Consider the following 26,135-nt stretch of genomic DNA (forward strand, 5'->3'; position numbering starts at 1 on the left):
GTCAATTTTATATCTCCAATTTTGCGTAAGTTTGCTTTTTAATTTTGACAACATATAAAAGAGTGAGCAAACCGTTAAATTTTATTGAACATATAATTGAAGAGGATTTAGCTAATGGATTCTCTAGGAATAATCTACGTTTTCGTTTTCCTCCGGAACCCAACGGATATCTTCATATAGGCCATACAAAAGCCATAGGGATTAGCTTTGGTTTAGGCGAAAAATATAACGCGCCTGTGAACCTACGGTTTGATGATACAAATCCCGCCAAAGAAGAACAAGAATACGTTGATGCTATTAAAAAGGATGTTTCATGGCTAGGCTACCAATGGGCCAATGAGTTGTATTCTTCAGACTATTTTCAACAACTTTATGATTGGGCAATTTTGCTTATCAAGGATGGTAAAGCTTATGTTGATTCACAATCTAGTGAGGCCATGGCCGAACAAAAAGGAACTCCAACAGAACCAGGAGTGGACGGACCATTTAGGAATAGAAGTATTGAAGAAAACCTAGATTTATTTGAGCGCATGAAGCTTGGAGAATTTGAGGAGGGTACACACATACTACGCGCAAAAATTGATATGCAACATCCCAATATGTTAATGCGGGACCCAATAATGTATCGAATTTTAAAAAAACACCATCACAGAACTGGCAATGATTGGTGTATTTATCCAATGTATGATTGGACTCACGGTGAAAGTGATTACATTGAACAAATATCGCATTCATTATGTTCGTTAGAATTTAAGCCCCACAGAGAATTATACGACTGGTTTAAAGAGCAAGTATATTCTTACAGTAAAGATGATTACCCGCTTCTTCCAAAGCAACGGGAATTTGCCAGATTAAACTTAAGCTACACCATAATGAGCAAGCGAAAGCTTCTCACATTAGTTGAGGAGGGCATCGTAAAAGGATGGGATGATCCTAGAATGCCAACAATTTCGGGGTTGCGACGTCGAGGCTACACACCAATGGCAATCCGGCATTTTATTGAACGAGTAGGAGTAGCAAAACGCGATAATATTATAGACGTGTCTCTTTTGGAGTTTTGTGTTCGAGAAGATTTGAACAAAACAGCTCCCAGAGTAATGGCGGTTTTAAATCCTTTAAAAGTTGTAATTACAAATTACCCCGATGGAAAAGAAGAGTGGTTAGAGGCTGAAAATAATCAAGAGGATGAAAACGCAGGATATAGAAAAGTTCCTTTTTCCAAAGAGATCTTTATTGAAAAGGAAGACTTTAAAGAATCAGCAAGTAATAAATATTTCCGATTAACTTTAGGAAAAGAAGTCAGACTCAAAAATGCTTATATCATTAAAGGAGAAAAAGTTGTAAAAAATGCCAACGGTGATATTATTGAAATGCATTGTACATATTCAGAAGACACTTCAAAAAAGGTAAAAGGAACATTACATTGGGTTTCTATAAAACATGCAATTGAAGCTGAAGTTAGAGAGTACGATCGCTTATTTATGGACGAAGCACCTGATAGTCATCCAGATAAAGATTTTATGGATTTTATAAATCCTAATTCGTTGAAAATATTAAAAGCTTTTGTTGAACCAAGTTTACAAGACGCCAAGATAGGAGACCGTTATCAATTTCAGCGTATTGGATATTTTAATGTTGATGACGATTCAAGTATTGAACATTTAGTTTTCAATAAAACGGTTGGTTTAAGAGACTCTTGGGAAAAACAAAAACCAGTTAACAAGAATCAAAATAAACCGCAACAAAAACAAAATCAACCACAGCGAAAAGCTATTGATGTTATACAACAATTAGGTAAGAAATACACTAATCTGCCAGAAGCCAAACAGCTTAAGGTAAAAGCCGAAATTGCAGAGTTGGCTAAACAAGTGACTTATGATGAGTTAAGCCCGCTCTTTGGTACGGCAGTTAAAAAAACAGGCACTAGAATAGCCACGGTTATTGCATTAAAAGTGCTTTTAAACAATGGGCTACAGCACAATGAAGCGATTAAAGATTTTATTGAAAAAGCCATTGAAGATGATAATGCTGTATTAAGAAATGAGGCTTCAGAAATTTAGTTTAGGGCTCTAAAAAACGTTAAAATAATTAATAGAATAAATATTTTCAACTATATTTAGATCACTAACTAATACTTTAAACATATGGAATTTAATTTTTTAGCGCTTATTGCCGCCGCGGTTTCAGCACTTGTGGTAGGTTTTTTTTGGTATAACCCAAAAGTTTTTGGCAATGCTTGGATGAAAGCTGCTGAAATGACTGAAGAAAAGGTTAAAGGTGGAAACATGGGTAAAATATTTGCTCTAGCCTTGTTTTTTGCTTTTTTATTGGCCTTTCAATTGCAATTCTTAACAAATCATCAAACAGGCGCTTTTAGTCTAATTGGTGGCGATCCTAGCACAGCCTTGCCATCTTATCAAGCATTTATGGACGATTATGGAAATGCATTTAGAACTTTTAAACATGGCGCCTTGCACGGGGTTCTTGCGGGAATTTTTATTGCGCTACCAATAATAGGCACTAATGCGCTTTTTGAGCGCAAGAGCGCCAAATACATTTTTATTAATAGTGGCTATTGGATAGTGACTTTAGGAATAATGGGCGCTATTATTTGTGGCTGGAGATAAAAACCTTTAGTTTTAAAATTTAATAAAGACTGTCAATTTAATTGTACAGTCTTTTCTTTTTAATTTGATACAATACAAACTATATAATTCGTATAAGGAACTTCCAAGAAGTTGGGACGAAATTGAAAGCAAGGATATAATGCTTTCAAGAAGCTATTTTAAGGCTTTAGAAAATGCAACTCCCAACAACATTAAATTATATTATGTTGCTGTTTTCAAAAAAGACTCCTTGGTTGCTATGGTCCTTGTTCAGCATGTGCGTTTGTACCTAAAGGATATGTTTAGGAATTCGTCTACTTCTAGGCTAAAAACGCTTTTAAGGGACTTACTATCTATTTTTTTAAAAGGGAATATACTGGTGGTTGGTAATTTAACTCATACTGGCCAACATGGGATGTATTATATTTCTTCAACTGTAAAAATTAATGAAGTTTTGAATGGAATTTTTGATGCTATTGATACCCTTAAAAAACAAATCAAGGTTGAAAAGAAAAAGAAAATTCGGTTAATAATGTTTAAAGACTATTTTTTGAACGATCCAATTCACAAGGCTGCACATCTTTTTGACCACAATGGCTATTATAAAGTCACAGTTCAACCCAATATGATTTTAGAAATTAGACCAAATTGGTTGAAAATGGAGGATTATATTGCCAATTTAAACAAGAAGTATAGAACACGATACAAACGTGCTAGAAAAAAATTTAACGGGATAGAACGCAAAGAATTAACACTTGATGATGTACAGAACAACTCAAAACAACTACACTCACTCTACAGCAATGTGTCTAACAATGCCAAATTCAATACGTTTTATCTACCCCAACAACACTTTTACCAATATAAGCAAGAGCTTCAAGATAATTTCAAGATATATGGCTATTATTTAGAAGGCCAATTAATAGGGTTTTACTCACTTATTTTAAATCACAATACGCTTGAAACTTATTTTTTAGGTTATGATTCTGAACATCAATATAGTAATCAATTGTATTTAAATATGCTCTACGATATGCTTGATTTCGGAATAATACATAAGTTTAAATTAATAGTATATGCGCGCACAGCAATGGAAATTAAGAGTTCCGTCGGTGCAAAAGCTCTGCCGATGGTAATGTTTGTAAAGCACACTAACACACTAGCAAATAAATTGTTGAGAACAATATTTAATTTTATGAAACCAAATAATGATTGGGAAGAACGACACCCGTTTTCATAAAACAAATGATTAGTCTTTAATAGTTTGATTTTGAAAAAACCTGCTATTTTCGTATTTTAAGGCGTGATATGGAAGCATCAAACAACATATTAGCCGAAATTTCCAGATTAACGATTTACATTGAGGAAAACTACCCCGAACTGACAAAATATTTAGAGGAAAACCCGTTAACCATTTCGGGAAACTCAAGTAGCCAAGGCAATTTGGATGACAAAGCCTTAAGCGATTATTTGAATAGTTTAAAGTCGCTTGTAGAAACTTATAAAAAACAACATTAAAAAGCCTTAGCATTTATACTAAGGCTTTTTTGTTTTGAAATTTTTATTCTTTCTTCTTGTTTTTGGCCTGTTTCATTGCTTCTCCAATTTGATTGCTGGCCGTAAAACTTGCAACCATATTGTTGAGCATATCACTTCCAGCTTGAGGAGAATTAGGTAATAAGATGAGATTACTATTTACATGTTCGCCGATAGATTGAAGCGTATCATAATGTTGCGTCACTACAATTAATGCCGAAGCCTCTTGTGAATTGATTCCAACTTTATTCAATACTTCAACCGATTCTTCCAATCCTCTTGCAATCTCACGCCTTTGATCTGCAATTCCCTGGCCTTGTAGACGCTTGCTCTCAGCTTCTGCTTTTGCCTTTTCTACAATAAGTATACGAGCTGCATCACCTTCGTATTGTGCAGCAATTTTTTCACGTTCAGAAGCGTTAATTCTGTTCATAGCCGCTTTAACTTGTGAGTCAGGGTCGATATCTGTAACTAAAGTTTTAATTATATCAAATCCATAATCTAACATAGCGTCATTCAGCTCGGCCTTTACTGCAATGGCTATGTCATCTTTCTTTACAAAAACATCGTCTAATTTCATCTTTGGAACTTCAGCACGAACCACATCAAACACGTAAGATGTAATCTGATCATGCGGATAATCTAACTTATAAAATGCATCATATACTTTCTCTCTAATTACTTTGTATTGAACAGAAACTTTAAGACGAACAAACACATCATCCAACGTTTTTGTTTCAATAATTACATCCAATTGTTGAATTTTAAGGCTTAAGCGACCCGCAACTCGGTCTACTAAAGGTATTTTCATCTGAAGACCAGAATGACGTATACTGTTAAAGCGCCCAAAACGCTCGATAATTACGGCTGTTTGTTGTTTTACAATGAAAAACGCAGAGATTAGAATAATTATTCCGAAGAAAATAACAGGTAATAAAATAAATTGACCCATAACAAGTGTTTTAATGGTTAAAAATAGTGACAACTAATTTAAGCTATATTTTCTCCATTGTAATAACCTTGAAGAAGAAAATCTGTAGGCAAAATTTTAAGTAAGCAATCGGTTTTTGTAAAAATTTGCCTAGGTTTGTTTTAAATCACGCAAAAAATCTCATGAATAACAAACAGCTTATAGTATTAGTAGCCCTTTGTATGGGTTTTGTTACAACGCATTATGCGCAACATAAAACCTTTGATATTGTCAATGGGTTTGGAGTTTATGGCGGTATCACAAAATACGATATCATAACCGACAATTTTGAAACACAAAGAAGTGATGGCTGGATGGGAGGTATGTCGGCTACTGTAGATATACCACATCGGTGGTATAATGTGAGTTATAGCATTCAACTATCAGAAAACAATGTAGATATTTTTGGTCGACCTGAAGGCATAAGTTTGTCGGATCAACCTATAGAATATAAAATTTTTACCGCCCAAGTTGCTTTATTAGCCCATATTAAGTTGGTGGGTAGCAATGTAACACTTGATGCTGGACCTATGATTCAATACAACAGCGAGATGGAATTAACAAATGAGGATCAATCCAACTATATCTTAACGAACTATGACAATTTAAGAGCCGAGGAAATTCAGGACATTTCAAAGTTTAATATCAATGCCGCCGTAGGTATAACAGCAGGATTTGATAGTTTTAAGATTAAAGGACAATACATACACGGCCTAACAAACACGCTAAATAAGCTAAATGATAAAGGCCTAGACACTTCAGGTAGCAGTACTACGAAATTCAAAGGAAATCAATCCATGATGGCGTTCACGGTAATGTTTACCTTTTAATTTGAAGATGCTATCGTGTTTAATAGGAGAGCAATCCGCTTTTTAGTTTCTGCCTTTCCAATTAAAAACATGATATCAAATACATCAGGACCTTGTAAATCACCTACGAGCGCAAGACGTAAAGGCATCATTACCTTTCCAAAACCTATAGCATTTTCGGTAATCCAAGTTTTTAAGGTTTTTTCTATAGCTTCTTTAGAGAAATCATTAATATCAGTAATAATTTTGTCAACTTCAGTTAAAATAACTGCCGTATCCTCTTTTATAGCCTTTTTAAAAGCCTTTTCTTCATAAACTGCGGGTGTGGTGAAGAAAAAATGACTTAAGCCCCAAAAATCATCTAAAAATGTCGCACGCTCTTTAATGAGTTCAACCACAAGAGCGATATAATTTACATCTATGTCTTTAAGTTCCGCTTTTGATGCTTTAAAATCCGCTGCTAAATCGGCGTTGTTTTGTTCTTGCATATAATGGTGATTATACCATTTGGCTTTTTCAGGATCAAAGCGAGCGCCCGATTTATGAACCCTTGTCAAGTCAAATTCTTTGACGAGTTGTTCCAAATCGAAAATTTCTTGTTCAGTACCAGGATTCCAGCCGAGAAAAGCTAAAAAATTCACCATGGTTTCTGGAAAATAACCGTCCTCTTTATAGCCTCTTGAAATTTCATCAGTTTTTGGGTCTTTCCATTGTAGTGGAAATACTGGAAACCCTAATTTGTCCCCATCGCGCTTACTTAACTTTCCTTTCCCCGATGGCTTCAAAATTAAAGGCAAATGTGCAAATTGAGGGGCTTTCCAACCAAAGGCATCATAAAGTTGTTGGTGTAAAGCCAATGACGGCAACCATTCTTCACCTCTTATAACATGCGTAATCTTCATTAAATGATCATCCACAATATTGGCTAAATGATAGGTAGGCATGCCATCACTTTTAAAGAGCACTTTATCATCTAAAATATTAGTGTCTATGGTAATATTTCCGCGAATACTATCTGTTAAATGAAGTGTTTGTCCCTGCGGTGATTTAAAACGAATTACGTAATCATCACCATTGGCAATTTTGTGTTGAACTTCATCATTTGGTAACGAAATCGAGTTCTTGAGTTTTCCCCGGTTATGCCAGTTATAAATAAATGTCTTTCCTTTTTGCTCATAATCATTTCTGTGTAACTCCAACTCTTCAGAAGAGTCAAAGGCATAGTATGCATGTCCAGAATTAATCAATTGTTCGGCAAAAGCTTTATACAAGTGCTTGCGTTCACTTTGACGATAGGGTCCATAAGTTTCATTTTTCCCAGGACCTTCATCAAATGGTATGTTACACCAATTCAAAGCTGAAACAATATAGTCTTCAGCCCCTTCGACATAACGGGTTTGATCGGTATCTTCTATTCTTAAAACAAACGTTCCGCTGTGTTGCTTTGCAAATAAATAATTGAATAAAGCAGTACGAACACCGCCAATATGTAAAGGCCCTGTTGGACTAGGTGCAAAACGCACACGAACTTGATCGCTCATAGTTTCATTTTTGATGCCGCAAAGATAGATTGATAAGATAAGAGAACAAAGAAAAAATGGATAGAACCTAATTGAGTGGTTGCTTTAATTTCTTGCAACGCTTAAACGTGATGATTCATTATCATTTCAGTAGGTATACGTTTATTCATTATAGCAAACCAAAGTGGAGGTATAAAGGCCAATACCATGGATGTTGGATAGCCAAACGGCATTTGTGGACTTTCTTCATGACAGTTCAATACCTGATATTTTTTTGATGATTTATAGTGATGGTCGCTATGCCTGGTGAGCTCATAGAGCACTATTCTTCCTATTATATGATTAGAGTTCCATGAATGTTTTTCTCCAACACGTTCATAACGCCCTGAAGAAGTTTTGAGACGTAACAGGCCATAATGTTCAATATAATTGACGGTTTCTAAAAGCAAAAACCCTATAACAGCCGATGCTATTGTGAACAAAAGACCCATCATTCCAAAAACATTAAGGACGGATAATAGAAATAATGTTTGAATTACCAAATACCAAAACATATCATTCTTAACAGAGAAAAATGAATTTTGCTTAATACGTAACAATTTGTTTTGAATTCTCCAAGCATTAACATATTGCCTAAAAACCGAAGTAATCCAGAATGAATATACCGTTTGATTGTATCTTGCTGTTGCGGGATCCTCTTTGGTTGCGGCATGTAAGTGATGTCCAAAATTATGTTCGATATAAAAATGCATATATAGGGCAGGCAGTAGAAGAGCTTTACCACAAAACCGTTCTTTTGTACCTTGCCGATGACCCAATTCATGGGCCACATTAATGCCATTAACACCGATTACAATACCAACTGAAAATATAAGACCCAAAAATTCAACAGTCGTGAAATTTTCAGAAATAGAAAGAGTTAATCCATAATATAGAATTCCATAAACTAATGGAAGGTTTAAATATAGAAGCCAGTCAAATAATTTGTTTTTTAACTTGCTTTCAACAACACCTGGCTTTAGGTTTTTGTTGTCAATTGGCAACATCATTTCCAAAAAAGGAATAACTGCAAAAGCAAAAATTGGTGTCGCAAATAACCATAAGTCTTTCATCCATAAGCCTAAAATGGCACTCATGGGAATTGAGAAAGCTGCTAAATATTTTAAATCTTTCATGTTATTACAACACTAAAAACTGTTAAATACAATTATGTAGTACGTTAACCCTGAATATTAATCGAATACTCGAAATTAACAGAATCTTATCAAATTTAGATATTTACGACTTAAAATAAAATTGTAGATTAGTATGTTATATTATTATGGGCAACTTTTCTATCATACAAAACAAGTTAGAGCAGTTTATAAAGCGCTACTACACCAATGAATTACTCAAAGGGGTAATACTGTTTTTTACTATTGGATTGCTTTATTTTTTGGTCACTCTATTTATTGAATATATACTGTGGCTAAAACCCCTAGCAAGAACTATTCTGTTTTGGTGTTTTGTCGCAGTGGAGCTGGCGTTGTTTTGGAAGTTTTTGATAATTCCATTAGCTAAACTTTTCAAACTACAAAAGGGAATTGGTTATGAGGAAGCTTCCAGAATTATAGGAAATCATTTTCCTGAAGTCAATGATAAGTTACTTAATATCATACAGTTAAAAAACAACACAAAAGAGTCTGAACTGCTTTTAGCGAGTATAGATCAAAAATCTACCGAGCTCAATCCCATACCTTTTAAGTTAGCTGTAAATTTTAAAAAAAATCTTAAATATTTAAAGTATGCAGCAATTCCAGTCATTGTGGTTTTAGTTTCGTATGCAACGGGACAAATAGACTGGTTTAGTGATAGTTATAAGCGTGTTGTGAATTATAAAACGGCATTTGAACCACCTGCACCATTTCAGTTTTTTGTTATAAATGAAAAGCTTCAAGCTATTGAAAACAAGGATTTTAAAATACAAGTTTCAACAGCGGGGGACGTTATTCCACAGAATGCTCAAATTCATTTTAATGGTGAATCGTATTTTCTTCAGCAAACTGCTCCTGGTCAATTTGAATATGTATTTACTCAAACTACTAAAGACATTGAGTTTAGTCTTTCTGCGAATAATGTTAATTCTAAACCCTACACATTAGAGGTTGTCAAGGTGCCTACTTTAGTAAATTTTGAAATGACCTTAACATTCCCTCGTCATACAAATAAAAAAGAGGAGATTTTAAAAAGCACTGGAAGTACTGTGGTACCGGAGGGGACAACTGTGGCATGGGAAATTAACACGAAATCGACCGATATGGTTTCCATTTACACAAAAGATACGATTCCATTTGAAAAAAGTAGTGCTAATTTATTTCAAGCCAAAAAGCGCTTATTTAACAATTTTGACTACACTATTAGCACAAGTAACAGTAAATTAACGGATTACGAAAATCTGGCGTATACTATAAAAGTGGTAAAAGACGAATATCCAGAATTGAATTTAAAGGTAGAAAGGGACAGTATCGACAACCAAACGCTGTATTATTTCGGTCAAGTAAGTGATGATTATGGTTTAAGTAAATTACAATTGGTTTATTACCCTATTAACAACGAAGAAGCTAAAAAAATTGAATTTATACCCATATCAAAAACCAATTTTGATGAGTTTGTGGGAGCATTTCCTAATCAATTAGATTTAACCGAAGGCGAAACCTATGAATTCTTTTTTCAGGTATTTGATAATGACGCCATTCACAATTTTAAAAGTGTAAAAAGTGCCATATACAGCTATAGAAAGCTTACAAAGGAAGAAGAACAACGAAAGCAATTGCAAGAGCAAAATGAAACCATTAAGGATATTAGCAAAACGGTCGATAAACTTAAAGAGCAAGATAAGCAATTAGAAGAGCTTTCTAAACTTCAAAAGGAGAAAAGCGAGCTTAATTTCAACGACAAGAAAAAGTTTGAGAATTTCTTGAAACGTCAAAAGGAACAAGAACAGTTGATGCAGAATTTTAATAAAAAACTCAAAGAGAATATTGAACAGTTTCAAGATGACAAGGAAGAAAGAGACGACTTTAAAGAGGCATTAAAACAACGGCTTGAAGAGAACGAAGAACAACTTAAAGAAGACGAAAAACTTCTCGAAGAACTTGAAAAACTACAGGAGAAAATTCAAAAGGAAGAGTTTACCCAAAAGCTAGAAGAACTTGCCAAACAAAACAAAAATAAACAACGAAGTTTAGAGCAATTACTCGAACTAACAAAACGCTATTATGTCGCTAAAAAGACCGAAAAGTTGAAAGATGAGCTTGAAAACACAGCAGAAGATCAAGAAAAACTTTCAAATGAGTCTGATGATAAAAACACAAAGGAAGAGCAAGACAAACTCAATAAAAAATTTGAAGAATTTCAAAAAGAACTCAATGAACTTCAAAAAGAAAATAAAGCACTTAAAGATCCATTAAACTTACCTGAAGACAAGCTTACAGAAGAAGAGATTAAGGAAGAACAACAGGAGGCTTCCGATGAACTAGAGAAGAAGGAAGAAAACGAGGAGAATGGCAACAAAGAACAATCTAAACAGAACCAAGAAAAAGCAAAACAGAAGCAAAAAAGTGCCGCAAAAAAAATGAAACAAATGAGCTCCAGCATGGAACAGGCCATGAGTGCAGGTAGTGGTGATCAGATAGTTGAAGATGCCGAAATATTGAGGCAGATTCTTGATAATCTAGTATTATTTTCATTTGATCAAGAAGCTCTAATGGACGTTTTTAAGGATATTGAGATCAATAATAATCAATATGGTAGGTTGCTGCGCAAACAAAGTGCTTTACGTGAACATTTTGAGCATATTGACGATAGCTTGTTTGCTCTGTCTTTGAGGCAACCTATGATATCGGAACAGGTAAATAAACAAATTACCAATGTGTTTTTTAATATAGATAAATCTTTAGAGCAGCTTTCTGAAAATTTGTTATATCAAGGTGTCGCCGCACAACAATATACCGTAACAGCAACTAATACGCTAGCTAGCTTTTTAAGTGATGTTTTAGATAATATGGAGTCGCAAATGAATAATGCACCCGGCCAGGGAGGAAAGGGGTCTCAAGAAATGCAATTGCCAGATATTATTATGAGTCAAGAAGAGCTTAACAAGCAGATGAATGAGGGTTTGAGTAAAGGAGAGAAAGGCAAGCCAAAAGATGGCGATAATGAAAAACAAGACGGTAAAGAGAAGGGAGAAAATCAGGGTGATGGAGAAGGTAATAGTGAAGAAATAAATGGTGAACTGTACCGAATATTTCAACAACAACAACAGTTAAGGCAGGCGTTACAAGATAAGTTAGGAAAGGATGGTGAGAGTGGAATAGGGCAAGAGACCATTAAGAAAATGGAGGAAATCGAATTGGATCTTATTAATAAAGGATTCACAAATCAAACACTTCAAAAAATGATGGACCTGCAATACCAATTGCTTAAATTAGAAAACGCAACGTTTATGCAAGGGCAGGACAATAAACGTCAGTCTGAATCTTACTTTAATAATTTTAAAAACACAACAAACAATCAAATTCCTAAAGCCAAAGAATATTTTAATACCACCGAAATTTTAAATCGACAAGCATTACCTTTGCAACTAATTTACAAAAAGAAGGTACAAGATTATTTTAAAAAGGAGGATGATCAGTTTTAACTACGAAACAGATTTTAAACTAACCAATGAAACCAAGATTTCAAATTGGATAATTGATGTAATCTCTGCTGAAGGATTTAAGCTTGGTGAGATTAATTATATCTTTTGTGATGATGATTATTTGCTAAAATTAAATCTTGAATTTTTAAGCCACGATACTTTAACTGATATCATCAGTTTTGATTATACCATGGGTAAAGAAATAAGTGGAGACATCTATATTTCTGTAGAAAGGGTTGAGGATAACGCTAAAGACTTTAAAGTTGACTTTGACAGTGAATTAAGTCGGGTAATGGTTCATGGTGTTCTTCATTATTGTGGTTATAAAGACAAATCCAAAGAAGATGAATCACAGATGCGATTGAAGGAAAACTACTACATTGATAGCTTGTCAAACATTTAAGATTTCATCGTATATTTGCAAATTCAAAAAGTACAATTAAATTGTTCCACGTGAAACATTTTATTTGTTTTTGAGAAAAAATTAAAGGTAATAACACTCGTTTTATATGTTTAATGAAATTTATGATGTTGTTGTAGTTGGTGCTGGGCATGCTGGAAGTGAAGCGGCTGCAGCCAGCGCAAATATGGGTTGTAAAACACTTCTTATTACCATGAATTTGCAAAACATCGCTCAAATGTCCTGCAACCCAGCAATGGGTGGCATCGCGAAAGGACAAATTGTTAGAGAAATTGATGCTCTTGGAGGTTATAGCGGAATTGTGAGTGATACTTCAGCGATTCAATTTAAAATGCTTAACAAATCTAAAGGTCCGGCAATGTGGAGCCCAAGGGTTCAAAGTGACAGAATGAGGTTTGCCGAAGATTGGAGGATGATGCTTGAAAACACACCAAACCTTGATTTTTATCAAGAAATGGTTTCAGGTCTTGTTATAGAAAATCACAAGGTTGTGGGTGTAAAAACTTCACTGGGTGTTAAAGTCAAGGCTAGAACAGTTGTATTAACCAATGGCACGTTTTTAAATGGCCTCATACATATTGGTGACAAGAATTTTGGTGGTGGAAGAGCGGGTGAAAAGGCCGCTACTGGTATAACCGAACAATTAGTTCAATTAGGGTTTGATTCTGGTAGAATGAAAACTGGAACACCACCAAGGGTAGATGGGCGTTCATTGGATTATACCAAAATGACTGTTCAGCCAGGTGATGAAATACCTGAAAAGTTTTCGTATTCTGATGTTACGAAACCACTTCAAAAGCAACGCGATTGTCACATGAGTTATACTAGTCCAGAAGTTCATGATTTGCTACGAGAAGGGTTTGATAGATCGCCAATGTTTAATGGGCGAATTAAGAGTACTGGACCAAGATATTGTCCTTCAATTGAGGATAAGATTAATCGTTTTGCAGATAAGGATAGACATCAATTATTTGTAGAGCCTGAAGGCTGGAATACAGTCGAGGTTTATGTAAACGGGTTTTCTACCTCACTTCCAGAAGATGTGCAATTTAAGGCATTGAGATCTGTTGCTGGGTTTGAAAAGGTCAAATTTTTTAGACCAGGTTATGCTATAGAATACGATTATTTCCCGCCAACCCAATTAAAGCACACATTAGAAACTAAATTGGTTGAAGGATTGTTTTTTGCTGGGCAAATCAATGGAACAACTGGATATGAAGAGGCGGCTTCTCAAGGTTTGATGGCTGGAATAAATGCGGCCTTAAAAGTTCAGGAACGCGAAGAATTTATATTAAAGCGAAACGAAGCATATATAGGTGTTTTAGTGGATGACTTAATTACTAAAGGTACAGAAGAACCTTATAGAATGTTTACCTCTAGAGCTGAATATCGAACCCTTTTGCGTCAAGACAATGCTGATTTTAGATTAACACCAAAAGGATACACGCTTGGTTTAGCTAGTGAAAAAAGATTGCGACGCATGGAAGAAAAGCAATCTAAGTCAGATTCTTTTGTAGAGTTTTTTAAAGAAACTAGCGTCACTCCAGAGGAGATTAATCCAATTTTGGAGGGAAATGATTCGGCGCCTGTCAATCAATCCGGAAAGTTGTTTAAGATATTTTCTAGGCCTAATATTTCAATGGATGATGTGCGCAAGGTTGTAGCAGTAGAGACCTATATTCAAGAGCATGAATTAGATAAAGAAGTTATTGAACAGGCAGAAATTCAAGTTAAGTACTCAGGGTATATAGACAAAGAAAAGAACAATGCCGACAAATTAAATAGACTTGAGGACATTAAGATTCCTTCAAATTTTGACTATTCAAAAATAAAATCTATGAGTTTTGAAGGAAGGGAAAAGTTAAATAAGATTAAACCTAGAACCATTAGTCAAGCATCAAGAATTAGTGGGGTTTCTCCAAGCGATGTGTCTGTGCTTTTGGTTTATATGGGGAGGTAATTTTTAAATTGTTTCACGTGGAACACTTTGAATTCGTTTTTGGCTTTAAAGAATCTTCTTGTTAAATCTGCAAAAAACTCGAACAAAACTAAATGAAAGACAAAGACGTGTTTTTAACGGTTAAGGACCATTCGGTTTCCGGAGAAGAATTTCAGTTAGTTTTCAATGAAGAAGGAGATATGTTGGAAACAGTTCCGAGGCCTTCTTTAGACAAATTACCGGAGTATTATAAAAGTGAAGATTATATTTCACATACTGACAATAGACGAAATTTTCTTGAAATCGTTTATCAAATCATCAAATCATTTGCTTTAAAAAGAAAACTTAAACTTATTAATTCTTTGAATAAGGGAAAAGGAAACTTGCTTGATGTTGGTTGCGGGACAGGCGACTTTTTAAAAGTTGCTCAGCAAAATGGTTGGCAGATAACAGGAATTGAACCTAATGATAAAGCACGTTCAATGGCAAAAGCTAAAACTAAATCTAAGATTCTAGATTCTCAAGAACTATTTAAGTTGAATCCCGAATGCTTTGATGTGATTTCATTATGGCACGTTTTTGAGCATCTTCCTAATCTTGAAGAACATTTAGTGCAATTCAATAAATTACTTAAACCAAACGGGACCTTAATCATAGCAGTGCCAAACTACAATAGTTATGACGCCCAATATTACAAAAGCTTTTGGGCGGCTTATGACGTGCCGCGACATTTATGGCATTTTTCAAAAAGGGCAATTACTAGATTGGTAAAGACTGAAAAAATGGAAGTGTCTAAAATTAAACCAATGGTTTTTGATTCGTATTATGTGAGTTTGCTTTCCGAAAAACTTAAGGGAGGTGTCATGAAAACAATAAAAGCATTTTGGATAGGTTGGCGTTCAAATGTCAATGCAAAGCGTACAGGAGAGTATTCCTCATTGATTTATATAATAAAAAGGGCTAAAACTTAATTTTAGGCTTTTTTACAGCCGAATAATTCTTAAATGGACCTTTATATAACCTTTGTTTTTTAAGGGTCTTAAATTGGTCAATAATTGAATGGTTTTGTATAGCCATAAGTTATTAAAATAGAAAATACGATATATTATAGCTATAGATTAATAAATAGCTAAAATTCTTATACACTTTCATACATTTGCAAAAATTTTAAAATTTCCTATAATGAAAAAAAACAGCATCTTCGTTTTACTTGTATTGATTTTAGCTTCTTGCCAAAATCAATCTAAAATTGGATTTATTGACAATGGTAAAATGATTAACGAATATCAAGAGAAAAAGGATATCGAAGAAAAGTTCACCAAAAAAGAACAAGCATTTCAGTTAAAAACTGATAGTATCGGGAAGGCGTTTCAATTAGAAGCTCAAGACTTTCAATTAAAACTAGCGTCTCTTTCACAAAGTAAACAACAGGAGCAGTATCAGGTATTGGGTCAAAAACAAAAAATGCTGCAGCAACAAATACAGTTTGAGCAACAACAAATACAACAGGCCTATCAAACAGAAATAGATTCGGTTATTACAAAAGTGAAGAGCTTTGTTAAAGATTATGGAAAGAATAATGGTTATACTTATATTTTAGGGACAAGTGACAATGCAGCATCGGTTTTATATGGAGCTGAAGAGCTTGATCTTACCCAAGAAATAATCGATGCTTTAAATGCTAATTACAAAAAGAACTAATTATGTTTTTTACTTAATCTGTACAAAAATAAAAGCCTCCGCTAATTAGGTGTTAACGGAGGCTAAACAATAAAAGTTAAACCCTCATTTAATTTCTTTTATCTGTTTATTTTACAGCTTGTAATTTGCTACAAACTTTTTATTATTGATTTAAATAACTGGTCGAGCTCTAAAAGACTTCCACTTATCCTATTTGATTGATAAACAATACGTTTGCCCTTAAATTTTAATAAACGCAATGGTTTTTTTCGCTCTCTAATACCTCCAATATCTTCGGTACTCATTTTAGATAGTAATAAATCTAAATGTTTAAGAGCCTCCATTGACAAATACATTTTGTGAACACCTATTTTTTCAACATTTTCAATACCTTTATAAATAACTCTTCCATCTTTAAAAATCCAAAGATCATACACTGGACACGCAGCCAAACACCTTCCATTTGATAAACTCAAAAAGGCATCGCTAGTGTTGTATACTTCTTTTTCTTTTTTCACAAAATATGATGTCAATAAAGTCATAAGATCTTTCTTGATTTGTTTGTTTTAATAAGCTAGTAAATTTGCGCCAAAGACTTACTGATTTGGGGGCGATGCTTTGACGCAAATTCTCTAACTATAAATTTGTCCTTTTGTTCGGACCCTATCAAAGTATTCCAAAATGGTCTAGACAATCAGATCTTACAACCATTGAATATGTTGATATTCATTTAAAATAACAGTAGGCTAAATGTAAACTTGAAATTTGGGGCAAGTAACCAGAAGCTTTTATTGGGGCTTAAAGCTCCCGGTTTATATATAAAACAGTTGGTTTGTATTTTACCCTACTTTTTTATTTAAATTTTTTAAATTTGATGTTTAAGCCATATACCATTAGGCGCATATGAATAACAACACCAAATCTGTTTGCGAGGAATTAACATATAAGTATATTTTTGATTCCTACTCCAAAACACTATTTAATTTTATTTATTACAAAGGAGGCGATACTCAACAGGCTGAAGATATTGTACAAGATGCCTTTATAAAACTTTGGGACAATTGCTCTAGTATTATATATGAAAAGGCAAAGTCGTATTTATTTACTGTAGCTAGAAATTTATTTTTAAATCAGGTAGCGCATCAAAAAATAGTATTGCAACATCAATCTCACTCTTCAAATGATAGAACGAATGAAACACCACAATTTTTATTAGAAGAGAAAGAATTCATGGTTAAACTCAAAAAAGTAATTGCGGATCTACCAGAGAAACAGAGAGAAGTATTTTTATTAAGTAGAATAGATAAGAAAAAATATTCTGAAATATCCGAACTATTAGATATTACAGTTAAAGCTGTTGAAAAGCGTATGAGTCAAGCACTTGTAATATTAAGAGACAAATTAGGGGATATTTAAAAAAAAGTAGGGTAAAATACAAACCAACTGTTTTATTAATGAAAGAACATTCAAAAATGGAGAAATTTAACCAAGATAGTACGTTTTTGGCAAGATGGATTTCGGGAGACCTAACCCCCGAAGAGCTAAAAGCGTTTAAAGCATCTAAAGACTATCCAGTTCTTAATAAAATTAATGAAGCCTCTCAAAACTTAGAAAGCCCTAAATTTGATGAACAAGCCTTATTTAACCGAATAAAAGAACAACTTAAAGATCGTCTTCCCCAAACCAAAGTAGTAAAGCCTTTCCCAAATTGGGCTTATGCTGCTGCGGCATCTGTGATTATTGCATTTGGATTATTTTATGTTTTGAATACAACATCACATTACCAAACCTCTTTTGGAGAACAATTAGCAGTGGTGCTACCAGATAATTCCAATGTACAACTTAATGCCAATTCACAATTAGATTTTAAATCTCGAAACTGGAAAAATAATAGAGAATTAAATCTAGAGGGTGAAGCCTTTTTTGATGTCGAAAAAGGACAATCATTTAAAGTATATACAGACGAAGGTTTAGTTGAAGTTCTCGGTACAGAATTTAATGTAATCTCTAGAGCGCAATATTTTGAAGTGCGTTGCCAAGAAGGAAGTGTTAGAGTTACAAGTAGTTCCACAAATGATGAAGTCGTGCTCGCTCCTGGTGATGCTGTTAGAATCGTTAACAAAACGCTTGAACAATGGACCTACAGTGTAGACGAACCAAACTGGTTATTAGGTGAAAGTACGTTTCATAACACGCCATTGTCGCAAGTTGTCATTTCATTACAGAACCAATTTAAAGTTAAATTTGACGTTTCCAAGATAGATTTAAACAGCCGTTTCACAGGCGGTTTTACTCATAAAGATTTAAACCTTGCCTTGAAAACCGTTATGACACCTATGGAAATTAGATACACTTCTGGAGGTAACAACACAATTATTCTTTCTAATCCTAACAAGTAGGTTTATATTACCAATTAATTTTAGTAATATTATCTTAAATTTAAATATTGTTTGGATTAATTGGGAGTAAATGAAGTTAGTACTAACCATCATTGTTTTTTTGTTTTCGTTTCATGTTGTATCTCAAGAGAAGGTTTCGGTAAACTATAACGATATTTCTTTAAGTGACGTTTTTATTGATTTAGAGAATCGATTTAATGTTAAATTCTCATTTAATTCTGATTTAGTAATCAATCAATTTGTCACCTTTCAATCTGAAGATGTGACTTTAGAAGACATCCTTATTGCTATTGAAACTCAAATCAATATTAAATTCAGAAAGGAATCAGATCGATACTACACTGTTAAACGACTTCCAAAAACAGATTTAACAAGCACCCAACTTCTTCAAGAAATAGTAATTAATGAATACATAACATCAGGAATTAATAAGGTTAGCGACGATGCGTCAATATCGGTCTCACCAAAAGAATTAGGAATTCTCCCCGGGCTAACTGAACCTGATGTATTGCAAAGCATTCAACTACTTCCTGGAGTTCAAAGTCCTACAGAAACAGCATCAGGTGTATACATAAGAGGAGGTACACCCGATCAAAATCTTGTATTATGGGATGGTATAAAAATGTATCATTCAGGTCACTTTTTTGGAACTATTTCTGCTTTTAATCCCTATATAACTGAAGACATTAGACTGTATAAAAATGGGACTAGAGCAAAATACGGAAATAGAATTTCTGGAGTCATCGACATTTCTTCAGACAATAAACTTCCTCAAAAGCTACAAGGTGGTTTAGGCTTTAATATGACACACATGGATGCCTTTGTAAAAGCACCAATTAGCGAATCTACAGCAATTATCGTGTCAGCTAGACGCTCTATAAATGATATCTACAATAGCGAAACATTCAAAAATCTATCAAAACGCGTTTTTCAAGACACTAAAATTTCTGAAGGGAATAAAGTTTTTGAAGATGACCAAGTAACCACCACCAAGGACTTATTTTATTTTACTGATTTTACCGTTAAGGCAATAGTAAAACCGAATGAAAACAATGAAATTACGGTTAGCACTTTGTTTACCAAAAATAAATTAGATTACGGATTTTTAATTGAAGAATACGATGAAGCTTCGCAAGACAAATTAGACATATCAAATCATGGTACAAGTTTAAAATGGAAGCATATTTATAACCCTAAATTGTCCCATGCGGTTAGCGGTTACTTTTCCAGTTTTGATTTAGGGTATGTTGGTAGTAACAGTATTACTGACGAGTTTAATGATGAATTAGCGAAAGAAAATGGTATTGATGACCTTGGGGTTTCATATGACCTTAATTGGGCTGTAAAAGAGAAGTCTTCTATTGGTTTCGGGTATCAGTTTTCATCAAGTAGAGTGAAATATCTTTTAAGCTTTGAAGACAGTGAAAGCCCAGAAGATAATTTTAGTGAAACCAATATTGATACGAATAATAACCATGCTATTTATGCGGACTACCAATACAAAGTAAAAGATAAATGGTTTTTCAATCTGGGTTTGAGAAGTAGTTACTTTTCGGTACTTGATAGGTTTTTTATTGAACCTCGATTTCAACTTGAAACCAAATTAAATTCGAACTTTAAGTTCAAAGCTTCTGCCGAACGACTTCATCAGGCAGTAAGTCAAGTCGTAGAGTTTAATACAAAAGATTTTGGTCTCGAAAATCAAATATGGGCGTTATCAGACGGCAACTTAATTCCCGTACTTAAAAGTACCCAACTCACTACGGGATTTGTATTTAATAAAGACGGTTGGAATATTGACATTGAAGGATTTTATAAAAACATAAAAGGACTTACTTCGTTTACTTTAGGGTTTAATAACGAGGACGATTTTTTTTCTAAAGGGAAAAGTACCGTTCTAGGCCTTGAACTTTTAGTAAAAAAGCGTATCGAAAATTATAGAACTTGGTTAAGTTATGCTTTAATAGATAATGACTTTAAGTTTAGTAATATAAATAATGGTGAAGCATTTCCTGGTAATGCAGATATCACTCATCAGGTCACATGGTCGCACACCTACGAATGGCAAAACTTTAATGTTTCATTGGGCTGGAATTGGAGAACAGGAATTCCTTATACAATGGCAACAGGTATCATGGATACGCCAGATGGCTCTGTAATTGTATTTGATGATACTAATGGAGCCCGATTACCCGATTATCATAGACTTGATATTTCGACGACCTATAAATTTAATATTTCAAATAATGAACGCTGGAAAGGAAAGCTTGGTTTATCAATTCTAAACTTATACAATCAGAAAAACATATTAAGTAGAACTTACGAAAAGCGTCAAAGCACCATGGATAATGGTGAGGTTTTACGCGAAATTAATAAAATTTCATTAGGCATAACGCCAAATCTTGTATTTAGAGTAGAATTTTAAGTGATACTTGTAGAAATTATTTAGACTGGTTTTTTATGAAGTAAACGTGTAAGTTTAATAGACAAGTCTGTTAAAATTAATTTCGAATTCCCATTTCGTTCTATGTGGTAGATCGCCTCACTTAATTCATTACTTATTTCAATGATATTACCATTATGAATAAATGGCGCGAAATTCTCAAGTTTAAAGCCATTGGATTTTGGCTCAAGATAAACCAGGTCAGTCGCACTGTAGTTAAGCAACATAGCTTGTCTGAAAAAATTGAGACAAAACTGTAAAAACTGTTTCTGGGTTTCACGCCCTGTTTTTGCAACCGTTTCGCTCCAAGTAATTAAGTCGTGTATAGCACTCTTATTGCCTTTGGCCTTAAATGCGCTCCGTATCCAAAACACAAACCATTCTTCAAATTGTATATCTTCTGAATCCTGATATACTAAATCGCAAGCTTTATTATAGTTTCCATTGGCCTGATGAGCTATTTTAGCAGCTTCGGTTTCGCCTAGCTGAAAATTATTCATCAATCCTTCTTTTATTACATCTTCAGATAATGATGGGAAATGTAAAAGTTGACAGCGAGATCTAATAGTATTGATAATTTGTTCTTCATCTTCTGCAACCAAAATAAAAACTGTTTTGTTAGGCGGTTCCTCCACCAACTTTAGAAGCTTATTAGCACATTCTGAATTCATTTTTTCTGCCATCCAGATAATCATGACTTTATATCCGCCTTGATAAGCTTTCAATGAAAGGGCGCTATATATGTCTGCAGCCTCATGAACACTAATATTTCCTTGTTTGTTATCTATACCCAAAATTTTATACCAATCGAATAAATTTCCATATGGCTGTTCGTCTAGAAACTTTCTCCAATAGTCTAAAAAGTATTTGCTTGTTGGATGTTTAACTTTTATTTCATCGTTAGAATTTACAGGGAACACAAAATGTAGATCTGGATGAGAAAAAGTATCAATTTCTGTATTTTTTTTAACAGTTTGAATATCGTTTTGAGCCTCTGTTTTAGCTGTCAAAAGGCATTTAGCATAAGCTATTGCCATGGGTAAAGTACCACTCCCTTCTGGACCCACAAATAACTGTGCATGAGGAACTCTGCCATGATTTACAGACTGCAAGAGGTGACTTTTAATGTGTTCTTGACCTAAAATTTTTGAAAAAAGCATGAACAAATATAGTAGAATAGATGCTTTCAAATGCATTAAGTCTAAATAAAAGGTTAGTCATCGACTTTTGTGGGGTGTAGAGTAAATTTTATTTTAAGTTTGAGTCCCTCATTAATCTATTAGTTTTTAATTATTTAAAATTAAGACCATGAAAAAGACTACACTATTTTTGCTATTATTAGTTGTAAATTCTTTCTACGTAATAGGTCAGGTTACCAGACAAGGGTTTGATAACCAACAAAAGGATAATTGGTCCTATACATCAAATATTCCTTTTTACGACTTTGGCAACGGTTCTGATTTATGGGCACAAAAGTCTAATTCTAACGGACGAATTCGTGGCCCGTTTTCAGGAACATCATATTTAGCCGGAAGAGATTTAGATAATGAATATTCTGAAAATTATACTGGAAAGTCTTCACCAGAGCACATTTTAACCTTTGACCCAATTTATATTGGAGGATTAGGAGCAGAGATGTCATTTAGAATACATTATGTGGGAATTGATAAAAACGATTACATTTATTATCAACTGTCTTATAACAACGGAACCGACTGGTCCACATATGATTATATGGCCGATGTGTTCAGAACCAACCAAAATGGTAATTTTAACTCCAGAGGTTGGGAAGAAGTAAAATATACAATTCCAACTGGGCCTAGTTTTGTGAGAATGAGACTTGTTATTTATCAAAACGGGAATGAATATTTAGGCTTTGATGATTTTCAAGTGGTATCACAAACCTTATCAACCAAGGATAACCTTATTGAAGGATTTACTTATGGACCTAATCCAACCAGTGGCGTGTTGAGAATGAAGGCTAAAACCACTTTAGATAAAGCCGCCGTTTATGATGTGTTGGGCAAGGAAGTGTTTAGCCAAAAAGGAAGTTCTACAGAAATGACCTTAAACATCACTAACCTCACAAGTGGTCTATATCTGGTAAAAGTTCAGTCTGGAGAAGTAACACAAACCTTTAAAATAATCAATAAGTAACTATAACATCATAAAAAAATTGACAATCCGAGTGACTTTTTATTAAGTTACTCGGATTGTTCATTTATATTTGTTTCGAAAACTAAAAAACCTTGTTTCTTTATACATTTTTATTAATAATATTATACCATGAAAACGCTTGACGATATTGATTTTAAAGACAAAAAAGCATTAATTAGAGTAGATTTTAATGTACCGTTAAATGAAAAATTTGAGGTAACTGATGCCACAAGAATTGTCTCGGCAAAACCTACAATAGTCAAAATCATGGAAGATGGAGGTAGTTGTATTTTAATGTCCCATCTCGGTAGACCAAAAGGCGTTCAAGATGAATTTTCAATGAAGCATATTGTTTCTAAAGTAGAGGACGTTTTGGGAATTGAAGTTAAATTTGTTAGTGATTGTATTGGGGCTGAAGTAGAAGCAGCAGCCAAACAATTACAACCCGGTGAAATTTTATTACTTGAAAATTTAAGATTTCATAAAGAAGAGGAAGCTGGAGATAAAGAATTCGCAAAAAAATTATCAGTGCTAGGAGATGTTTATGTAAATGATGCATTTGGAACAGCACACAGAGCGCATGCTTCAACTACCATAGTAGCAGAGTTTTTTCCTAAATTAAAATGCTTTGGTCATCTTTTAGCGCAAGAAATTGAAAGCATTGAAAAAGTAATGCAAACCGGCGAAAAACCTGTATTAGCAGTTTTAGGAGGCGCTAAAGTCTCTTCTAAAATCACAATCATAGAGAATATTTTAGATAAAGTAGATCATTTAATTATAGGAGGCGGAATGACTTTTACTTTTGTTAAGGCTCAAGGAGGGAGTGTTGGAGACTCAATTTGTGAAGACGACAAAATGGAATTAGCATTGAGCATTTTAAAGCAAGCTAAACAAAAAAATGTACAAATTCATTTACCAGTTGATGTGGTGGCAGCTGATGCTTTTAGTAATGATGCAAATACTAAAATAATGGATGTTTACCAAATTGCTGAAGGTTGGCAAGGACTGGATGCAGGACCAAAATCATTAGAGAGCTTTAAAGATATTGTGCTTCAGTCTAAAACCATTCTATGGAATGGTCCTCTCGGTGTATTTGAAATGGAAAGTTTCGCCAATGGAACAATTGAATTAGGGAATTTTATAGCCGAATCTACAGCAAACGGAGCATTTTCTTTAGTTGGTGGAGGAGATTCTGTCGCAGCCGTTAAAGAATTTGGATTTGAAGACAAAGTGAGCTATGTGAGTACTGGTGGAGGAGCTATGTTAGAAAGCCTTGAAGGAAAAACACTTCCAGGAATAGCCGCAATATTAGATTAAGTTATATTGTAATAATGTTAAACAAACTGCTTAATTTTCATTTTAATCTAAAAAATACGATTTTAGCTTATCCCTCGTTGATTAATAAAATAGGGAATAATGAATAAAGGACTTAAAACGTATGTGTTTTTTCTTTTGTGTTTATGTGGAATTTGTAACGCCCAAGAAGGCATTAAAAAACCTAATCCACCTGCAAGAGACACCATAATAGATGGAAAAATTGTTTCTAAAACAGTTATTTCTCCCGTTCTAGATTCTTTAGCCATAAATTCTCTAGAGGACTATCAACTTGCTAAAGATGTTGATCAAAAGTGGTTAGAAGAGCTTTATAGCAACAGTCTTTTTGATAGTATTTATACTTCTGTTTCAGAACTTACATATGATCCTGTTGATTACCCAGAACTTTTAACAGACACTTTAAAGGCAAGACTCGAAATTCTAAATGCTAAAACGCCTTTTAACATTGAATACAACCCTTCGCTCGAAAGTGTAATTAAGTCCTATTTAAAACATCGAAGACAGTCTTTGGAGCGCTTAATGGCTTTAAGTGAGTTCTACTTTCCGTTGTTTGAAAAGGAGTTGGATAATCATGATGTTCCATTAGAACTTAAATATTTAGCTATTGTTGAATCTGCGTTAAAACCAAGAGCTAAGTCTCGGGTTGGCGCTACAGGCCTTTGGCAGTTTATGTTTGCTACAGGTAAAATGTATGGTTTAAATGTAAGTAGCTATGTTGATGAACGTAGCGACCCTATTAAATCAACAGATGCGGCAAGTAAATATTTAGCGAAACTTTATGAAATTTTTGGGGATTGGGATTTAGCTTTGGCCGCCTATAATTCTGGACCCGGAAATGTAAGCAAAGCTATTCGACGATCTGGGGGCTATCAAAATTATTGGAATATTAGGCCCTATTTACCGCGTGAAACGGCTGGTTATTTACCAGCATTTTTGGCCACAATGTATATTTTTGAATTTGCCGAGCAGCACGGCTTCAAAAAGATCAAACCTGATTTTAGGTATTTTGAGACTGATACGATTCAGGTTAAACAAATGATTACTCTTGATCAGGTTTCAGAATTATTAGATTTGCCTGTAGAAGAATTACAATTTTTGAACCCTTCATATAAATTAGATATCATTCCATATATAAAGGGAGAAAACTATGCATTAAGGTTGCCCAAGCATGCTTTAGGAAAGTTTGTCAACAACGAAGAGCAGATCTATGCCTATGTTAAATCAGAATTTGATAAACGCGAAAAACCGCTACCTCAATTTTTCGATTCTGAATCCAAAACAATTTATAGAGTAAAATCTGGCGATTATTTAGGGAAAATTGCAAGAATTTATGGAGTAAGAGTGAGTCAGATTAAACAGTGGAATGGATTGCGAAGTAATAATTTAAGAATAGGTCAGCGCCTAACCATTTATCCCAGAAACCCATCGGCAGCCGCTTCAACGGTGGTTAAAACCACGGCTCCTAAAACTATTGAGGTTAACGGAAAGCAAACTTATAAGGTACAAAGTGGAGATTCGCTTTGGAGCATATCACAAAAATTTCCTGGAGTTTCGGTACAAAATATTAAAGATTGGAACGATATTAGTGGTACAAAACTAACCGTTGGGATGACACTTATTGTTTCCAATAAATAATTTTAAA

21 protein-coding genes are annotated in these 26,135 nt (G+C 34.1%); 16 read left to right on the forward strand and 5 right to left on the reverse strand.

Annotated elements, in window-relative coordinates:
* The first annotated feature begins 62 nt into the window (after nucleotides 1-62).
* The 4 genes from ACFO5O_RS10930 (at nucleotide 63) to ACFO5O_RS10945 (ending at nucleotide 4,124) form a co-directional block, all read left to right on the forward strand.
* Nucleotides 63-2,060, forward strand: coding sequence for a glutamine--tRNA ligase/YqeY domain fusion protein (locus ACFO5O_RS10930; RefSeq protein ID WP_387963695.1), 1,998 nt, complete (start codon nucleotides 63-65; stop codon nucleotides 2,058-2,060).
* A gap of 84 nt (nucleotides 2,061-2,144) precedes the next feature.
* Nucleotides 2,145-2,627, forward strand: a complete 483-nt coding sequence (locus ACFO5O_RS10935; protein WP_387963697.1) for a DUF1761 domain-containing protein — start codon at nucleotides 2,145-2,147, stop codon at nucleotides 2,625-2,627.
* A 64-nt stretch (nucleotides 2,628-2,691) separates the two neighbouring features.
* Entirely contained in the window at nucleotides 2,692-3,846 is a 1,155-nt protein-coding gene (locus ACFO5O_RS10940; protein WP_387963699.1) for a GNAT family N-acetyltransferase, read from the forward strand.
* A gap of 68 nt (nucleotides 3,847-3,914) precedes the next feature.
* A complete protein-coding gene (locus ACFO5O_RS10945) occupies nucleotides 3,915-4,124 on the forward strand; it encodes a hypothetical protein (RefSeq protein ID WP_387963700.1) in 210 nt (69 codons plus the stop codon).
* Nucleotides 4,125-4,167: 43 nt separating this feature from the next.
* Here ACFO5O_RS10945 and ACFO5O_RS10950 read toward each other — a convergent pair whose 3' ends face one another.
* A complete protein-coding gene (locus ACFO5O_RS10950) occupies nucleotides 4,168-5,094 on the reverse strand; it encodes an SPFH domain-containing protein (RefSeq protein ID WP_387963702.1) in 927 nt (308 codons plus the stop codon).
* A 161-nt stretch (nucleotides 5,095-5,255) separates the two neighbouring features.
* Between ACFO5O_RS10950 and ACFO5O_RS10955 the strand changes: the two genes are divergently transcribed.
* Entirely contained in the window at nucleotides 5,256-5,942 is a 687-nt protein-coding gene (locus tag ACFO5O_RS10955; protein ID WP_387963703.1) for a hypothetical protein, read from the forward strand.
* On the opposite strand, the gene gltX is transcribed toward ACFO5O_RS10955, so the two are convergent.
* Both gltX and ACFO5O_RS10965 read right to left on the reverse strand, forming a co-directional pair.
* A complete protein-coding gene (gltX, locus tag ACFO5O_RS10960) occupies nucleotides 5,939-7,462 on the reverse strand; it encodes a glutamate--tRNA ligase (RefSeq protein WP_387963706.1) in 1,524 nt (507 codons plus the stop codon). The two genes, ACFO5O_RS10955 and gltX, sit on opposite strands and share 4 nt — an antisense overlap.
* Before the next feature lie 101 nt (nucleotides 7,463-7,563).
* Nucleotides 7,564-8,616 (reverse strand): alkane 1-monooxygenase, encoded by a 1,053-nt coding sequence (locus ACFO5O_RS10965; RefSeq protein ID WP_387963708.1) that lies wholly within the window; start codon nucleotides 8,614-8,616, stop codon nucleotides 7,564-7,566.
* A 146-nt stretch (nucleotides 8,617-8,762) separates the two neighbouring features.
* Between ACFO5O_RS10965 and ACFO5O_RS10970 the strand changes: the two genes are divergently transcribed.
* The 5 genes from ACFO5O_RS10970 to ACFO5O_RS10990 all read left to right on the forward strand — a co-directional run bounded on the left by ACFO5O_RS10970 (nucleotide 8,763) and on the right by ACFO5O_RS10990 (nucleotide 16,180).
* Nucleotides 8,763-12,119 (forward strand): hypothetical protein, encoded by a 3,357-nt coding sequence (locus ACFO5O_RS10970; protein ID WP_387963709.1) that lies wholly within the window; start codon nucleotides 8,763-8,765, stop codon nucleotides 12,117-12,119.
* Complete coding sequence (ybeY, locus tag ACFO5O_RS10975) at nucleotides 12,106-12,522, forward strand: rRNA maturation RNase YbeY (RefSeq protein WP_387963710.1); 417 nt, start codon at nucleotides 12,106-12,108, stop codon at nucleotides 12,520-12,522. The genes ACFO5O_RS10970 and ybeY overlap by 14 nt, the downstream gene beginning before the upstream one ends.
* Nucleotides 12,523-12,628: 106 nt before the next feature.
* Nucleotides 12,629-14,500, forward strand: coding sequence for a tRNA uridine-5-carboxymethylaminomethyl(34) synthesis enzyme MnmG (gene mnmG / locus ACFO5O_RS10980; protein WP_387963712.1), 1,872 nt, complete (start codon nucleotides 12,629-12,631; stop codon nucleotides 14,498-14,500).
* Between the two features lie 92 nt (nucleotides 14,501-14,592).
* Nucleotides 14,593-15,450 (forward strand): class I SAM-dependent methyltransferase, encoded by an 858-nt coding sequence (locus ACFO5O_RS10985; RefSeq protein ID WP_387963714.1) that lies wholly within the window; start codon nucleotides 14,593-14,595, stop codon nucleotides 15,448-15,450.
* 211 nt (nucleotides 15,451-15,661) lie between these two features.
* Nucleotides 15,662-16,180, forward strand: a complete 519-nt coding sequence (locus ACFO5O_RS10990) for an OmpH/Skp family outer membrane protein (protein ID WP_387963716.1) — start codon at nucleotides 15,662-15,664, stop codon at nucleotides 16,178-16,180.
* A 128-nt stretch (nucleotides 16,181-16,308) separates the two neighbouring features.
* Here ACFO5O_RS10990 and ACFO5O_RS10995 read toward each other — a convergent pair whose 3' ends face one another.
* A complete protein-coding gene (locus ACFO5O_RS10995; protein WP_387963718.1) occupies nucleotides 16,309-16,701 on the reverse strand; it encodes a DUF6438 domain-containing protein in 393 nt (130 codons plus the stop codon).
* Between the two features lie 361 nt (nucleotides 16,702-17,062).
* Between ACFO5O_RS10995 and ACFO5O_RS11000 the strand changes: the two genes are divergently transcribed.
* From ACFO5O_RS11000 to ACFO5O_RS11010, 3 genes are all read left to right on the forward strand, one after another.
* Entirely contained in the window at nucleotides 17,063-17,575 is a 513-nt protein-coding gene (locus tag ACFO5O_RS11000) for an RNA polymerase sigma factor (protein ID WP_387963720.1), read from the forward strand.
* Nucleotides 17,576-17,613: 38 nt separating this feature from the next.
* The gene (locus ACFO5O_RS11005) at nucleotides 17,614-18,558 is read left to right on the forward strand and encodes a FecR family protein (RefSeq protein WP_387963722.1); all 945 of its coding nucleotides are present in this window, start codon (nucleotides 17,614-17,616) and stop codon (nucleotides 18,556-18,558) included.
* A gap of 70 nt (nucleotides 18,559-18,628) precedes the next feature.
* Nucleotides 18,629-20,983 (forward strand): TonB-dependent receptor domain-containing protein, encoded by a 2,355-nt coding sequence (locus tag ACFO5O_RS11010; protein ID WP_387963724.1) that lies wholly within the window; start codon nucleotides 18,629-18,631, stop codon nucleotides 20,981-20,983.
* Nucleotides 20,984-21,003: 20 nt separating this feature from the next.
* On the opposite strand, the gene ACFO5O_RS11015 is transcribed toward ACFO5O_RS11010, so the two are convergent.
* Nucleotides 21,004-22,161, reverse strand: coding sequence for a DNA polymerase III subunit (locus tag ACFO5O_RS11015; protein WP_387963726.1), 1,158 nt, complete (start codon nucleotides 22,159-22,161; stop codon nucleotides 21,004-21,006).
* 148 nt (nucleotides 22,162-22,309) lie between these two features.
* Between ACFO5O_RS11015 and ACFO5O_RS11020 the strand changes: the two genes are divergently transcribed.
* From ACFO5O_RS11020 to ACFO5O_RS11030, 3 genes are all read left to right on the forward strand, one after another.
* On the forward strand, nucleotides 22,310-23,158 hold the full coding sequence (locus ACFO5O_RS11020; RefSeq protein ID WP_387963728.1) for a T9SS type A sorting domain-containing protein: 849 nt from the start codon (nucleotides 22,310-22,312) through the stop codon (nucleotides 23,156-23,158).
* A gap of 129 nt (nucleotides 23,159-23,287) precedes the next feature.
* Complete coding sequence (locus ACFO5O_RS11025) at nucleotides 23,288-24,475, forward strand: phosphoglycerate kinase (protein ID WP_387963729.1); 1,188 nt, start codon at nucleotides 23,288-23,290, stop codon at nucleotides 24,473-24,475.
* Nucleotides 24,476-24,574: 99 nt separating this feature from the next.
* The gene (locus ACFO5O_RS11030; RefSeq protein WP_387963730.1) at nucleotides 24,575-26,128 is read left to right on the forward strand and encodes a lytic transglycosylase domain-containing protein; all 1,554 of its coding nucleotides are present in this window, start codon (nucleotides 24,575-24,577) and stop codon (nucleotides 26,126-26,128) included.
* Nucleotides 26,129-26,135: the final 7 nt, after the last annotated feature.

The sequence above is a fragment of the Geojedonia litorea genome (assembly GCF_042654525.1).
Classification (GTDB): domain Bacteria; phylum Bacteroidota; class Bacteroidia; order Flavobacteriales; family Flavobacteriaceae; genus Geojedonia; species Geojedonia litorea.

Bases quoted from the DNA above. Each gene is read 5' to 3' on its own strand.
- ACFO5O_RS10935 (WP_387963697.1), top strand. From the start codon at position 2,145: ATGGAATTTAATTTTTTAGCGCTTATTGCCGCCGCGGTTTCAGCACTT.
- ACFO5O_RS10945 (WP_387963700.1), top strand. From the start codon at position 3,915: ATGGAAGCATCAAACAACATATTAGCCGAAATTTCCAGATTAACGATT.
- ACFO5O_RS10950 (WP_387963702.1), bottom strand. From the start codon at position 5,094: ATGGGTCAATTTATTTTATTACCTGTTATTTTCTTCGGAATAATTATT.
- ACFO5O_RS10955 (WP_387963703.1), top strand. From the start codon at position 5,256: ATGAATAACAAACAGCTTATAGTATTAGTAGCCCTTTGTATGGGTTTT.
- gltX (WP_387963706.1), bottom strand. From the start codon at position 7,462: ATGAGCGATCAAGTTCGTGTGCGTTTTGCACCTAGTCCAACAGGGCCT.
- ACFO5O_RS10965 (WP_387963708.1), bottom strand. From the start codon at position 8,616: ATGAAAGATTTAAAATATTTAGCAGCTTTCTCAATTCCCATGAGTGCC.
- ACFO5O_RS10970 (WP_387963709.1), top strand. From the start codon at position 8,763: ATGGGCAACTTTTCTATCATACAAAACAAGTTAGAGCAGTTTATAAAG.
- ybeY (WP_387963710.1), top strand. From the start codon at position 12,106: ATGATCAGTTTTAACTACGAAACAGATTTTAAACTAACCAATGAAACC.
- mnmG (WP_387963712.1), top strand. From the start codon at position 12,629: ATGTTTAATGAAATTTATGATGTTGTTGTAGTTGGTGCTGGGCATGCT.
- ACFO5O_RS10985 (WP_387963714.1), top strand. From the start codon at position 14,593: ATGAAAGACAAAGACGTGTTTTTAACGGTTAAGGACCATTCGGTTTCC.
- ACFO5O_RS10990 (WP_387963716.1), top strand. From the start codon at position 15,662: ATGAAAAAAAACAGCATCTTCGTTTTACTTGTATTGATTTTAGCTTCT.
- ACFO5O_RS10995 (WP_387963718.1), bottom strand. From the start codon at position 16,701: ATGACTTTATTGACATCATATTTTGTGAAAAAAGAAAAAGAAGTATAC.
- ACFO5O_RS11000 (WP_387963720.1), top strand. From the start codon at position 17,063: ATGAATAACAACACCAAATCTGTTTGCGAGGAATTAACATATAAGTAT.
- ACFO5O_RS11005 (WP_387963722.1), top strand. From the start codon at position 17,614: ATGAAAGAACATTCAAAAATGGAGAAATTTAACCAAGATAGTACGTTT.
- ACFO5O_RS11010 (WP_387963724.1), top strand. From the start codon at position 18,629: ATGAAGTTAGTACTAACCATCATTGTTTTTTTGTTTTCGTTTCATGTT.
- ACFO5O_RS11015 (WP_387963726.1), bottom strand. From the start codon at position 22,161: ATGCTTTTTTCAAAAATTTTAGGTCAAGAACACATTAAAAGTCACCTC.
- ACFO5O_RS11020 (WP_387963728.1), top strand. From the start codon at position 22,310: ATGAAAAAGACTACACTATTTTTGCTATTATTAGTTGTAAATTCTTTC.
- ACFO5O_RS11025 (WP_387963729.1), top strand. From the start codon at position 23,288: ATGAAAACGCTTGACGATATTGATTTTAAAGACAAAAAAGCATTAATT.
- ACFO5O_RS11030 (WP_387963730.1), top strand. From the start codon at position 24,575: ATGAATAAAGGACTTAAAACGTATGTGTTTTTTCTTTTGTGTTTATGT.